Origin of the sequence: Vibrio sp. D420a (genome assembly GCF_030248625.1) — a bacterium.
GTDB lineage: Bacteria > Pseudomonadota > Gammaproteobacteria > Enterobacterales > Vibrionaceae > Vibrio > Vibrio fortis_A.
The window spans coordinates 148312-162313 of the sequence record NZ_JAHGAN010000023.1 but is presented as its reverse complement, the minus strand read 5'-3'; the positions used below and the strand labels follow the sequence as shown (position 1 = coordinate 162313).

The 14002-nt window shown below is 44.4% G+C and carries 13 protein-coding genes; 10 read left to right on the top strand and 3 right to left on the bottom strand.

Annotated features, from left to right (window positions below; translation table 11 throughout):
* Positions 1 to 150 precede the first annotated feature (150 nt).
* Positions 151 to 750: a CoA pyrophosphatase gene (locus KI743_RS15720; protein ID WP_150868821.1), complete on the bottom strand. Its 600-nt coding sequence runs from the start codon at positions 748 to 750 to the stop codon at positions 151 to 153.
* Between the two features lie 293 nt (positions 751 to 1043).
* Between KI743_RS15720 and KI743_RS15715 the strand changes: the two genes are divergently transcribed.
* Complete coding sequence (locus KI743_RS15715) at positions 1044 to 1583, top strand: heme NO-binding domain-containing protein (protein WP_285467206.1); 540 nt, start codon at positions 1044 to 1046, stop codon at positions 1581 to 1583.
* A gap of 4 nt (positions 1584 to 1587) precedes the next feature.
* Positions 1588 to 3303, top strand: coding sequence for an ATP-binding protein (locus KI743_RS15710; protein WP_285467205.1), 1716 nt, complete (start codon positions 1588 to 1590; stop codon positions 3301 to 3303).
* Between the two features lie 131 nt (positions 3304 to 3434).
* On the opposite strand, the gene pabB is transcribed toward KI743_RS15710, so the two are convergent.
* The gene (pabB, locus tag KI743_RS15705; RefSeq protein ID WP_285467204.1) at positions 3435 to 4805 is read right to left on the bottom strand and encodes an aminodeoxychorismate synthase component I; all 1371 of its coding nucleotides are present in this window, start codon (positions 4803 to 4805) and stop codon (positions 3435 to 3437) included.
* 267 nt (positions 4806 to 5072) lie between these two features.
* On the opposite strand from pabB, the gene KI743_RS15700 reads away from it, so the two are divergent.
* From KI743_RS15700 to KI743_RS15670, 7 genes are all read left to right on the top strand, one after another.
* Positions 5073 to 6587: a fumarate hydratase gene (locus KI743_RS15700; protein ID WP_285467203.1), complete on the top strand. Its 1515-nt coding sequence runs from the start codon at positions 5073 to 5075 to the stop codon at positions 6585 to 6587.
* 136 nt (positions 6588 to 6723) lie between these two features.
* A complete protein-coding gene (locus tag KI743_RS15695) occupies positions 6724 to 6909 on the top strand; it encodes a hypothetical protein (protein ID WP_032548748.1) in 186 nt (61 codons plus the stop codon).
* A gap of 222 nt (positions 6910 to 7131) precedes the next feature.
* Entirely contained in the window at positions 7132 to 8505 is a 1374-nt protein-coding gene (locus KI743_RS15690) for a YcjX family protein (protein ID WP_285467202.1), read from the top strand.
* An 11-nt stretch (positions 8506 to 8516) separates the two neighbouring features.
* Entirely contained in the window at positions 8517 to 9569 is a 1053-nt protein-coding gene (locus tag KI743_RS15685; protein ID WP_285467201.1) for a YcjF family protein, read from the top strand.
* Positions 9570 to 9674: 105 nt separating this feature from the next.
* The gene (tyrR, locus tag KI743_RS15680) at positions 9675 to 11219 is read left to right on the top strand and encodes a transcriptional regulator TyrR (protein WP_032548752.1); all 1545 of its coding nucleotides are present in this window, start codon (positions 9675 to 9677) and stop codon (positions 11217 to 11219) included.
* A gap of 9 nt (positions 11220 to 11228) precedes the next feature.
* A complete protein-coding gene (gene rimJ / locus KI743_RS15675; RefSeq protein WP_285467200.1) occupies positions 11229 to 11807 on the top strand; it encodes a ribosomal protein S5-alanine N-acetyltransferase in 579 nt (192 codons plus the stop codon).
* A gap of 98 nt (positions 11808 to 11905) precedes the next feature.
* Positions 11906 to 12379, top strand: coding sequence for a DUF2947 domain-containing protein (locus tag KI743_RS15670; protein ID WP_032548754.1), 474 nt, complete (start codon positions 11906 to 11908; stop codon positions 12377 to 12379).
* Positions 12380 to 12429: 50 nt separating this feature from the next.
* Here KI743_RS15670 and KI743_RS15665 read toward each other — a convergent pair whose 3' ends face one another.
* Positions 12430 to 13428, bottom strand: a complete 999-nt coding sequence (locus KI743_RS15665; protein WP_285467199.1) for a sensor domain-containing diguanylate cyclase — start codon at positions 13426 to 13428, stop codon at positions 12430 to 12432.
* A 332-nt stretch (positions 13429 to 13760) separates the two neighbouring features.
* On the opposite strand from KI743_RS15665, the gene KI743_RS15660 reads away from it, so the two are divergent.
* Entirely contained in the window at positions 13761 to 13976 is a 216-nt protein-coding gene (locus tag KI743_RS15660; protein WP_032548757.1) for a hypothetical protein, read from the top strand.
* Positions 13977 to 14002: the final 26 nt, after the last annotated feature.

Genomic DNA, 14002 nt, shown 5'->3' with positions numbered 1-14002 from the left:
TTTTGCTCATGCCTGATATTAGTTTTTCTTATCTGAAGGGTGGGCTGTTTTAGATTTATACAAGGTAACCGTTTGCGTAAAAACGTATTAATAAATCTGTTCCATGGAATTTTGAGCGTTTGTTAATAAAAAATAACTGAAACCTCCATTTTATGTAACCTGTTTCACTACATGCTGCTGCATTGATTGTACAATTTGTGCCGTTACGCCCCAGATCAACTGGTCTTTGAACGGCATTGCGAAGACGCGATGCTTGACCTTTTTAAAATCTACTAAATGACTGTGTAAGTTGGCTTGGTCGAACACATATTCGGCAGGAACTTCAAAAATTGAGTCCACTTCATTACGGTCGATTTTGGGCTCGTAGTCGGAATCAATCAGCGCAACAATCGGCGTTACTGAAAATTTACTGATGGTATTGAGAGCGGGAAGCTGACCTATCACTTTGACCTGCTCCTTAACAATACCGATCTCTTCTTGTAGCTCTCTAAGTGCGGTATGTTGCAATGTCGGGTCGCTTTGTTCGTATTTTCCGCCGGGAAAGCTCACTTGTCCGGGGTGATGTTTCAGATGTGCAGCTCGTTTAGTAAAAATTACGTTAAGTCCATTTTCACGTTCTACTAGTCCGACAACCACAGCGGCTTGGCGTAGATCTTCATCACGAATCTGTGCCACACGTTCAATGGATTCTGGGTGATAGCCCACAATCGGGTTAAGTTGAAATTGTTGTAAGAAGTTCTGTTTGTCCATATTGAGCCAATGTATTGATTATTATGCTAATAAGTATAAGCACAACTTCTGGCTCAACACCAATCGGCAACACTCGACAGTTTTAGGAATGAAGGGGTGCGAAGCGTTGCATATTTGCTATATTGATAGAAACCACCGCCTATATTGTAAGTTTTCATTGGGCTGTTAAGTACTTAGCAATCTAGTGCTCATAACGACCTAGAGACCATAGCTACTTAGATACTATAGCGACCAGCGGACTCGGCAACTGCAGCGGCGTGATAATTCTAAAAACTAAAAAATGAAGGTATGCAATGAAAGGAATCATATTTACCGAATTCTTAGAGCTTGTTGAAGATAAGTTTGGTCTTGACCTTCTTGAGGAAGTGCTTGAAATGTCCGACGATGAAGGTATCTATACCTCAGTCGGCAGTTATGATCACAAAGACCTAGTTAAACTCATTATCAATCTCAGCAAAAAAACTGACATTGATGCTGCCAGCCTGCAGCGTGTATTCGGGCAGTCTGTATTCAAGAACTTACTCGACTCTTTGCCTGATAAAGCCAGTCTCACCCATAGCAATACCACCTTTCAGTTCATCCAGCATGTAGAGCGTTATATCCACGTAGAAGTGAAGAAGCTCTACCCAGATGCTGAGCCGCCTCAGTTTACATTCTTAACGACGGAAGAAGCACAGCTGGTGTTCGACTATAAAAGCGCCCGCTGCATGTCACATGTTTGCCTAGGTTTAATAGAGGGGTGCGCGGACTATCACAACGAATCTATCGCGATAGAGATGATTCCTCAAAATGAAGACCAAAGCGTTGTTCGTTTCAACTTGAGAGTAGAATAGCAGTATGAGTTCAGAGTCGGCCATTGAGCGTAAGCTTAAACGACAAGTTGCAGCACGAAAAGAAGCGGAAAGGTTACTAGAACAGAAAAGCCTGGAACTCTTTGAAGCAAACCAACAGCTTGAGCTGGCGCTACGTCAGCTTGAGAAGCGCTCCAACGCCAACATACGTCGGATCGAATTCCAAGAGCAGATAGATAACTTGTTGATCGACTTTGGTCGGGCGTTTTTACGTAACGACTTAGACGACGTTATGCTCCAAGAGTTAACCACCAACATCACTAACAGTTATCTAATTGAAGCTAGCCGTTTAGTGCTGCCTCCAAAATTGCTGCCTGAACTAAAAACCAATGACTATGGGGATGCTGCGCTCGGTGGAGTGGATCTGGATGCTCAAGAATTGATGTGGCAAGGCGATGTGTTGTTGATTCCGCTTGAGGTAGAGAAGGTTATTATTGGCTCGCTACTAGTAAAGGTAAACCTCGGCGATCAAGATGGCGACTTTATTCAAAGCCAGCTTATGCTAGTAACGGATCTTATCTGTAGTGCCATTACCCATCAACTGGCTATCAATCGTAACATCGAATCAAGACGCCGAGCTGAAGAGTCCGAACGTTCTACTCGCGACTTTGTTGCGATGATTAACCATGAACTTCGAACGCCGCTTAATGGATTGTTAGGAAGTGCAGAGTTGATTAGCGATACAGAACTGACTGAGCCGCAACGTGAAATCATTAACAACCTCAGCCAGTCTGGTGAATTCCTCAGAACCATCATCAATGATTTGCTCGACTACAGTAAAATCAACGCAGGTATGCTGGAACTGATTCCAAAAACATTTGCGTTGCGTGATCTGAAAAACACCATAGAGAGCATTTTCATCAACCGTGCGACGGAGAAGCAGCTCGACTTTACGATTTCAATAGGCAAGCAGGTTCCAGCCTATTTTAATGGTGACTTGGAGCGAATCACTCAGTTGTTTGTGAATTTGATCGGTAATGCCATTAAATTCACTGAAGAGGGTTACGTCCGAGTAGATGTGAGCTGGAAAGATGGGCAATTCGTTTTTGCTGTAGAAGATACCGGGGTAGGTATCGCCGAAACCGCAATCAACACCTTGTTCGACCCGTTCACTCAAGCTGACCGATCCAGTAGTCGAAACTATGAAGGCACCGGCTTAGGCCTTGCGATATGCCGTAAATTAGTGAGCCTGATGAACGGCCATATCTCGGTAAAAAGTGAGCAAGGTGTTGGGACCACATTCACCATCGCACTACCTCTCATCGTAGTAGAAACGTCTCACTACGAAGAGAAAGTAAAAGAGAGCATCGTTTCTGATACAGGTTTATCACTATTAAAAGTGCTGGTGGTAGACGACATCAAGATGAACCAAATCATTATTCAGCAGATGCTGCGCAAGCATGAGATTGAACCAGCCATTGCGAACAACGGCGTAGAAGGCTTTGAACTGGCCAGTGCCAATGAATACGATGTGGTATTCATGGACTGTCGAATGCCAATAATGGATGGCTTTGAGGCGACCGAGAAGCTTCGTGCAAGAGGCTACACCAAATCGATTGTGGCATTGACTGCGGGCACGACTTTAGAGGAGCGTGAGCGCTGCATCGAGTGTGGTATGGACGACATCCTGAGCAAGCCATATACGGCCAATGATCTAAAAGAGATGCTTAAGAAGTGGGGAGTAAGCCCAGTTACTCAGTAGGTACAGCAGAAAGGGTATTAAGATAATAGCTTGTACACTTTGTTAGCGTGACTCAAATAAAAAACCAGAAGCTCGGACTTCTGGTTTTTTTATTTTGTTAGCACATCTAGAATACTGCGTTGTGCTTTTGATTAGTCTTGAGCAAGCACAGGCAGGATTCTACTGAGCTTGTCTAGTGTCTCTTGATATTCAGATTGGCAATTACTGTCTGCAACTACGCCGCCACCGGCCCATGCGTAAAGTGTTTGGTCCTCAGCAACCAAGGTTCGAATCGTGATGCTAGTATCCATACGACCATGACGACTGATATAACCGATACTGCCACAATAAGCAGAGCGTCTATGCGGCTCTAACTCTTCAATGATCTGCATTGCTCTTACTTTCGGTGCACCAGTAATGGAGCCTCCAGGGAAGCACGCTCTTAATAAGTCAGCGGCGTTGTATTGTTCATCGAGATCAGCACGAATGGTACTCACTAGGTGATGCACCGCAGGGAAGCTTTCGATATCAAACAGTTTCGGAACGTGTACTGTTCCCGGTTTTGCGACGCGACCAATGTCATTGCGCAGCAGGTCAACAATCATCAGGTTCTCTGCTTGGTCTTTCTCTGCATTAGCTAAATCGTTCGCGTATTCAGCATCGACTTGAACTTCTTCAGAGCGAGGGCGGGTACCTTTGATTGGTTTGGTCTCAATTGTGTTGTCTTTAAGCTCAAGGAAGCGCTCTGGAGAAACACTTAAAATGGCGCATTCTTCAAGGCGAATAAAACCAGAGAACGGCGCGCTGTTGTATTGCTCAAGCTTTTCATACGCTTGCCACTCTGAGCCTTGGTACTGAGCATTAAAGCGCTGCGCCAAGTTAATTTGATAGCAGTCACCAGATAATAGGTACTCTTGAACAGAATCGAACTTATTGCTGTAGCTATCCTGACTCATGTTCGACTGCCATTTAGTGGTTAAGCTAAATGGCGTATGAGATACAGGGCTACGATCCTGAAGCCATGCCAGTCGCGCTTCAACATTTAAACCAACTACACACGCTGTCTTGAGTTTATGGTCAACAATAACAGCCCAATTATACAGGCCAACGGCCATATCTGGTGCTTTGATATCATGTTCAGCCAGTTCTGGTAACGTCTCTACACGACGTCCCAAATCGTAGCTGAAATAACCCAATGCACCACCAACAAACGGCAGGTCATGTTCACAATCAAGATCGGGGATTAATTCCTGTTGATACTGATGCAGCAACTCAAATGGATCGTTCTCTGAAACGACACGATTTTCATTAACATTTATTGTGGTTTTTTGACCGATTGTCTCGAATGTGGCGACCGGTTGAGCAACCAAAATGTCAAAACGACTATCAACATGGCTTTCTGAAGCTGAGCGTAATAGCATTGTCCACGGTAGGGTTTCTATACCTGAAAACAGCTGTTTAGCTAAAGTTGATTGATATTCGAGCGGCTTGATTTGGATAGACTGGAGTTCGTTGTTATTCATTTGTTTAATTTGTGACAAAGAGTTCGATCACTGCATGGCGTGTGAGAGGAAGCAAGAGTATCATAAATTGAAATTAAAATGGGCTCCTGATTCACACAGTTCAAAACAAGGGGTTTAGTGCAAAGCGAAGCAGGCGACTATCTTGGCTATTTAACGGCTCAGATAAGCGAGTGTTAAAGCAACTAAATTAAGCTCAACATTATAATAAGCTAAACACCCATAGAGCCATGAGCCCAACATGGAACTAGAACAATAAAGAGGCATGCAATGACGGTTATTCGTAAGCAAGATGTGATCAGCAGTGTCGCTGACGCACTTCAGTACATTTCTTATTACCACCCTTTAGACTTTGTCCAAGCCCTAGAAAAAGCCTATGAGAAAGAAGAGAGCCAAGCAGCAAAAGATGCGATCGCTCAGATTCTAATTAACTCTCGTATGTCGGCAGAAGGTCATCGTCCAATCTGTCAAGATACGGGTATCGTAACCTGTTTCGTCAACATCGGTATGGATGTGAAATGGGAAACAGACCTAACAGTTCAAGAGATGGTTGATGAAGGCGTTCGTCAAGCTTACAACAACCCAGATAACCCACTGCGAGCATCTGTCCTAATGGACCCAGCAGGTAAGCGTATTAATACCAAAGACAACACACCAGCGGTTGTTCACATTAATATGGTTCCAGGCAACAAGGTTGAAATCCAAATCGCGGCGAAAGGCGGTGGCAGCGAAAACAAAACTAAGATGGTCATGCTTAACCCTTCTGATGACATTGCAGAATGGGTAGAGAAGACACTACCAACTATGGGTGCAGGTTGGTGTCCACCGGGCATGCTAGGGATAGGTATCGGTGGTACGGCTGAAAAAGCGGCGGTACTGGCGAAAGAGTCTCTAATGGAGCACATCGATATCCAAGAGCTTATCGAAAAAGGCCCTGAGAACGCAGAAGAAGAGCTTCGTCTAGACATCTTCAACCGCGTAAACAAGCTAGGTATTGGTGCACAAGGCCTTGGTGGTCTAACTACCGTTGTTGACGTGAAAATTAAAACTGCGCCAACACACGCGGCGTCTAAGCCAGTATGTTTAATCCCTAACTGTGCAGCGACGCGTCACGTACACTTCACGCTAGACGGTAACGGCCCAGCAGAGCTAACGCCACCTAAGCTAGAAGAGTGGCCAGACATCACTTGGGAAGCGGGCGCGAATACACGTCGTGTTAACCTTGATGAAGTAACTAAAGAAGACGTTCAAGAGTGGAAGACGGGTGAAACGGTTCTTCTATCAGGCAAAATCCTTACTGGCCGTGATGCTGCGCATAAGCGTATTCAAGGCATGTTAGAGAGCGGTGAAGGTCTACCTGAAGGCGTAGATTTCAAAGGTAAGTTTATCTACTACGTAGGTCCGGTTGATGCAGTGGGCGATGAAGCGGTAGGTCCTGCTGGCCCAACAACTTCAACACGTATGGATAAGTTCACTGACATGATGTTAAACGAAACAGGCATCATGGGTATGATCGGTAAAGCGGAACGTGGTCCTGCAACAGTTGAGTCGATCAAAGAGCACAAAGCGGTTTATCTAATGGCAGTGGGCGGTGCAGCTTACCTTGTAGCGAAAGCGATCAAGAAAGCTCGTGTTGTCGCGTTTGAAGACCTAGGCATGGAAGCGATTTACGAGTTTGAAGTAGAAGATATGCCAGTAACGGTAGCGGTTGACTCAACAGGTGCTAACGCTCACCAAATTGGCCCAGATACTTGGAAGGTTAAAATCGCTGAAGCTGAGCAGTAATTGCAAGCGATTAGGGTAAAAGGTCTAGATTTTTTACTCGAAAACGACAAAAGTGCAGCAAGTCCTGCACTTTTGTCTTATTATCAATGATATAGTGATAAACACATAGTTTGATATAAGAATATAGGAGAAACGGATGCCTCGTTTTATTCAGATCCTCCAGATTATTTTAGCCGTGGTGATTGGTGGTTTTGTTGGTTATGATCTGATCTTGAAAGGGATTAGCATCTTCGATAATAAATACGTCACAATTACATGTGCATTGTGGTTGATTGCAGAGATTGCGCTATTTGTTATCTATAAGTTGATAGAAGACGATTAGTCGTCAAACGTTCCTCAAATGCAAGAAAGACAAATTGTCAAAAGCCCCTGATTATAACGATAATCAGGGGCTTTTATTCATCTAGCATTAAGAAACGATATTAGATAATACCTCGCATAAACAGGACGGATGCTTTCATTTACTTCTCTTCCTTATCCCCTGTTTTTGAAATACGCTCCTGTGCAGTCAAGCATGCGAGCCAAGTATAACGGAGTCGTTCGAATGAAAAAAATAACACAAGAAGTGAGTGACTTTATCAGTCGAGGAACGGATTCTCATATTAGAGTTGCGGTAACTGGTCTATCGCGCGCTGGTAAAACCGCCTTTATCACTTCCTTAGTGAACCAGCTGCTGCATACTTCAACCCACAACAACTTGCCCTTGTTTACTGCGGCGCGAGATGGACGCTTAATTGGCGCAAAACGCATTCCGCAACACAACATGATGATTCCACGCTTTTCTTATGATGAGGCGATGGATGCGCTGCACGCAGAGCCACCATTTTGGCCAGTGCCGACGCGCGATGTGAGCGAAATTCGATTGGCACTCAAATATAAGCCAGCGAGTGGCGCGAAGAAGCTTCTACGTAAAAATAGCACCTTGTATCTCGATATTATTGATTATCCGGGAGAGTGGCTACTGGACTTACCGCTACTGGATATGGATTTTGATACCTGGAGCCTGTCTCAGTTTGCTGCGCTGAAAGGTCAACGCGCTGAATTGGCACAAGTATGGAAAGAGCAAGCGAGTGAACTGGATTTACTTGTAGATGCGGACGAAAAGCGCTTAGCAGAAATTGCGGATATATACACGCAGTACCTGCATTGCTGTAAAGAGCAAGGTTTGCACTGGGTTCAACCGGGTCGATTTGTCTTGCCGGGTGAATTAGAGGGTGCACCTGTGCTTCAGTTCTTCCCATGCTTGGAGCCAACGGAAAAATATGGCAAACAGAGCAATTATGCAGTTCTTAAAGCGCGCTATGAAGAGTACCAACAGAAAGTGGTGAAGGCGTTTTACAAGAACCACTTCGCTACATTTGACCGCCAAATCGTTTTGGTCGACTGCTTACAGCCTCTAAATGCTGGCCATGACTCTTTCATGGACATGCGTGGTGCACTGGAGCAGTTATTAAAGAGCTTTAAATATGGGCGTAGCAATATTCTGCGTCGCTTGTTTGCACCGAAGATCGACAAGATCCTATTTGCGGCGACCAAAGCCGATCATATAACACCGGATCAGCATCCAAATCTCGTGTCTTTGCTACAACAGATGGTTCATCCAGCTTGGCAGCAAGCGGCCTTTGAGCATATTGAAATGAGCTGCATGAGTATCGCGTCGATTCAAGCGACCAGTGCAGGTTTCATCGCTTCAGGCTCGAGCAGCCAACCAGCGCTACAAGGTACGACATTGGATGGACAGCCACAAACCATGTATCCAGGTGAAGTACCGAAGAAGTTGCCGCACAAAGATTATTGGCAACAGAATAGTTTCGATTTCACCAGCTTCAGGCCGATGCCTCAGCATTCTGATGAACCTTGCCAGCATGTGAGAATGGACAAAGCACTTGAATATCTTATTGGCGATAAATTGAAGTAGGGGGTTAAAGAATGAGTGAATTGAAAACCAAACAAGTCTTCGACCAACCACTGAATAGTGAGTTTGCCGATGAAGAAAAACGTCAAGATACGCCAGAGCTGAATGCGCAAACCGTATTTGAACAGCAAGAGAAGTTCGTTCCTGCCGCTGTAGAACAAGACAGCGAACAGCAGGGCGAGCCGGAGAAACAGCTAGAGCAGGTCATCCGTCCAAGTCGCGGTCGTAAATGGCTGGCTTCAGGTCTACTAACGGCTTTTGCAGGCTTAGTGGGCTGGCAAGCTATCGATAGTGTTGTCACCGCTATCCAAACGTCGGACTGGCTATCACTTGGCTGGGCTGGCTTTATGGCGGCCATCGCGTCGCTTGGTCTTGGTGCTATGGGTAAAGAGTTGTGGAAACTGCGTTCTTTGAGAAACCATTTCAGTGTTCAAGAGCAGAGCGAAGTGCTGCTCAAAAGCGATAGCGTTGGCAAGGGTAAAGCCTTCTGTGAAGATATCGCCAAGCAAGGCGGTATTATTGCTGAGTCGCCAGCGTTCGATAAATGGAAGAACAGCATTAACCCAGCGCACAGCGATGCCGAAGTGCTGGATATGTATGATGCGATTGTGGTGTCGCAACAAGATAAGATTGCTACCAATCTCGTTACGCGATACTCAACAGAATCAGCAGCTCTTGTTGCTGTGAGTCCGTTAGCCGCAGCTGATATGTTGCTGGTGGCTTGGCGTAACTTCACCATGATTGACAAACTGGCTGATGTATATGGGATTGAGCTAGGTTACTGGTCGCGTTTGAAATTGTTCAAACTGGTATTGGTGAACATGGCGGCCGCGGGTGCGAGTGAGCTGGCTATCGATGCAAGTATGGATCTCGTTTCTATGGATTTAGCAGGCAAAGTGTCAGCGAGAGCGGGTCAAGGCTTAGGTGTCGGTATACTGACTGCACGCTTAGGATTAAAAGCGATGGCACTGCTGCGACCAATGCCTTGGCATCAAGATCGCAAAGTGAAGTTATCGCATATGCGCAAAGCCGTGGTACACGAGCTGAAAAGTATCGCAATCAAGTAATTATTGAGAGAAGAGTAAACATCTGTTTACTCTTCTTCTTGACTGAATAGAGGCCTTAATTCACACTACTGTCAACTTATCCTGACACCTTGAATAGGAATACTTGTGCGTCTTGAAGTATTGTGTGAAGACAGACTCGGTTTAACCCGTGAGCTGCTTGATATTTTAGCAACCAAAAGCATCGATCTGCGTGGTATCGAGATTGATGTTAAAGGCATTATCTATCTGAATTGCCCAGATATCGATTTTGATGCTTTTAGTGAACTTATGGCTGAAATTCGTCGAATTTCTGGTGTAAAGGACGTCCGAAAAATTCAGTTTATGCCAAGCGAAAGGCATAACACAGAGCTGATTGCACTACTTGCAAACCTTCCAGATCCAGTTATCTCAATCGACCTTAAAGGGTCAGTAGACATGGTTAACCATGCTGCGCTTAATCTGTTTGGTAAGACAGAGAAAGAGGTCGTGGGTGAGCCAATCTCTACTTTTGTCCCTAACTTTAACTTCAGTCGTTGGATTGAGGGTGACGTAAAACGCCATCGTGAAGTCGTGGTTTTGGATGGTTTAGACTTCTCTATCGAGATCCTTCCTGTCTACCTTGGTGGTGACGTCAATGAGCCAGTATTGGCCAGTGGCGTAATGACCATTCGTTCGTGCCAACAAGACCAAGCGCAACAAGACTCTTTGTCAGAGCAGAACAACTTAGGCTTCGAGCATTTTGTCGGTGTCTCTAACCGTCATAAAGCGCTGATCAGCCAAGCTAAGAAACTGGCGATGCTTGACCAACCGCTACTTATTGAAGGTGATACGGGCACAGGTAAAGAGATGCTAGCGAAAGCGTGCCATAACCGCTCTCATCGCTCTTCATCGCCTTTCCTTGTGTTGAGCTGTGCCTCAATGCCAGATGATGTTGCGGAAACAGAACTGTTTGGTCACGCTCCGGGTTCGTTTAACCATGAGCAGGGCCATAAAGGTATCTTTGAGCAAGCGAATGGCGGTACGGTTTTCCTTGATGAAATCGGTGAGATGAGCCCACACCTGCAGATTAAACTACTGCGCTTCCTACAAGACGGCAGCTTTAGACGTGTTGGTGAAGAAGAAGAGATGCATGCAGATGTGCGTATTATCGCTTCAACGCGCCACAAACTGTCTGAACTGGCTGACTCTGGTTCGTTCCGTGAAGACCTTTTCTACCGCTTAAATGTACTGACGCTGTCGATTCCAGCACTGAGAGAGCGCTCGAATGACGTTGCGCCACTACTTGAGCTTTTTGTGGCTAAGTACGCGCAGCAACTCGGCATGCTGAAACCTAAGCTCACTGCTGAACTGGTTGAGCAGCTTGGCAATTATCAGTGGCCGGGTAATATCCGTCAGCTCGATAATATGGTGCTTCGCGCACTGACTGAGTTAGAGGGTGATACTTTAGCGGTTGAGCAGTTCCACTTACCTCAGCTAGAAACCATGAACTCTGGAATGGCTAACCTTAGCCTAGACGGTTCATTGGATGAGATAATGAAAGACTATGAATCGCAAATCTTAGAGAAGCTTTATCAGTCTTTCCCATCTAGCCGCAAACTCGCTAAACGATTGAATGTGTCTCATACCTCGATTGCTAACAAGCTTCGAGACTATGGTATCCGCAAGAATTAGGGACGTTTGATGGAAGATAGAAGTACTCCTGAGCGTCTATATAAACGCTCAGGCAATCTGATTGTGCGTACTGCAGAAATAGACGATGCGTCACTGATTAGTGGTTATTTCCAAGCCAACCGTGAGCACTTAAAGCCGTGGGAACCCACTCGTGAAGAGGCGTTTTTCGAACGCACTGGTTGGGCTCAGCGTCTAATTAAGCTTAATGAGCTACACAAAATGGGGCTGGCTTACTACTGCTTGATTATCAACGCAGAGACCAACGAAATGTTAGGCACCGTCTCGTTCAGTAATCTATCTCGATTCCCATTTCATGCGTGTAACCTGGGTTACTCCTTGGCGAAAGATGCGCAGGGCAATGGTTACATGCGTAAAGCGCTTCGCATGGCTTTGGACTACATGTTTGAAGTGCAGAAGATGCATCGCATCATGGCAGGGTATATCCCACACAATGAAAGAAGTGCGGCTGTATTAAAGCATTTAGGCTTCGAGAAAGAAGGGTTTGCTAAAGACTACCTTTTGATCGATGGCCAGTGGCGAGATCATGTTCTCACTTCATTGATCAACCCGAATTGGGAAGATAAATGATCGTGATGATCTAGAATTAGAATTTGCTGAGCGATTAAGCTCGGTAGTAAAACTATCAAGCCGAATGAACAAGGCTTTTTAAAAGTTAAGGAAATTTGATGTCATATACAACTTTGGACGAATACCAAAGAAAATGGATTTTCACTCATCAGTCAATGCCATTGCCTGCTGAAGACTTAGAAAAGATCAAACCTATGACACAGGCGCGCGCTTCTCAGTTCTGGAAAGAGAATGTAAGCCCACAGAGCCCAGACGCAGATAGACTGAGCTCGCAAGACTGGCCAAGCAAAGCATCTAACTGGGAGCAAGAGATCAGCTGGATGGAAAACTGGGAAGCTGACGAACCAGATATGCCACAAGAGATCTTAGACTTTATTGACTGGCAAGATGACGTAACTGTCTATTTTTGCTATGAAAAGTACAATGTTCTTGAGACTAAATGGTCTGTATTTAAGAAGCATTGGAAGAACTTCTTGTTCTACGATGATGGCCCAATTCTGTTAGGTCGCCGTCGCTCTGAAGCACTTTGGTTTGCGACTAATGGTACTGTGAAAATCGGTAATCGAGCATAAGTTGAATTGAATTTTAAGCGATAGAAAAGCGAGCATAGTGCACGCTTTTTTTATTTTAGCTGGGTGTAACGTTTACTCATTTTGTTTTCGTACATTTGCTCATCCGTTAGTCGAATCAACTCTTCGATAGGTGGAATATTTGATGAGTAAATAAGTGAACCATGGCTAAAAGTGGCATGGCAATCTATCCCCAGTTTTTGGGAGTGTGTCTTAAAGTCAGATTGCACTCGGTTTATTATCTTGCTTAGGGAATCTTCGGTGATGTCTCTACACAATAAGAGAAACTCATCTCCTCCAAGTCTTCCACAAATATCATCTTTACGAGTGTTACGTTGAAGTGAATGAGAGAAGGACTTTATATATTGGTCGCCAATATTATGTCCGAAGTTATCATTGACATACTTAAGCCTGTCGATATCAAAATAAACAGCTCCAATACTGATGCCATTTTCTATAGTGCTATCGATGAATTTTGGTGACTCGCTTAATATCGCTCTACGATTAAATATTTGGGTCAATTCGTCGTGATTAGACGTATATTTCAATTTCCGCACTCGTTCTGCAGTATGTACTTCTCTTTCCAATAGCGCACGAATACTCTCCATTAAATTTATCTGTATCGGTTTATAAGAGGTCTCTTTAGTGTCTAGCGCGCAAAGTGTTGCAAACATGCTGCCGTCGGATTGGAAGATCGGCAAGCCTAGATAGGAGACATAGCCCATCTGCGTGAGTTCGGGATTGTCGTTCCATTCCTCTTTACCAGACGCATTTTTTACATAAAGCATTGCTCTGGTTTCCATCACTTTCTTGCAGTACAAATTGATGTCTCTGGGGATGATTTTGCCAGGGTTCGCTTTAACACCTGGTGAAGAAGACATCGCAATGTTTTGGAACCCAACTTCAGCCGTAAGAATAAGCCCAACAGCGGGAGCATTAAGTACTTCTGCTATGTTATTGAGCATGCTTTTCCATAAAGAGAGGTCCATTTCTTTCACTAGATCATTGATGGCATATTTAGAGCTGGATTGATAGATATTGGTAAATGGCATTAATGATCACCTTTTTGGAATGTCATACTGTTGACTTTAATGTCAATTTTCTGCCTTTGCAATCTGAAATAATGTATTTCCTTCCGTTTGTATTTTTAATAAGACAGAGGCATAGCCCATAGGTGGTGTGTTTATAAAAATTATATAAAAAGCGCTACGATCATGTTTATTTTTTAACAAAAATAAGAGCATTCTATCTGTTTAAATAATGTGCTTATAAGGAGGTTTTCGATATGTAAATCACAAATTCACTATGGTTTTACCGGAAAGTATGGAATCAATCGGGTGGAGTCCTATATTGGGAAGTGTAGCCTTAGTGGAGGTGAAGTATTATGATTTGGGAAACTCTCGAACGTGTAAATAAACTTCGCAAGGAAGCAATGGAAGATCCAGATTTCTTGGATTCGGCAAAAATGCATGAGGAGTGGATATTGAACGAAACTCATCAGCCAACTAAACGAGGAGCAAAACCAAAGAAACCTAAAAAACTGTCTGATATTTACGAACACACGGATTTTACGATTAACCCAACTGGAACAAAACATTAGTAATGACAAACCACATTATGGTTCAA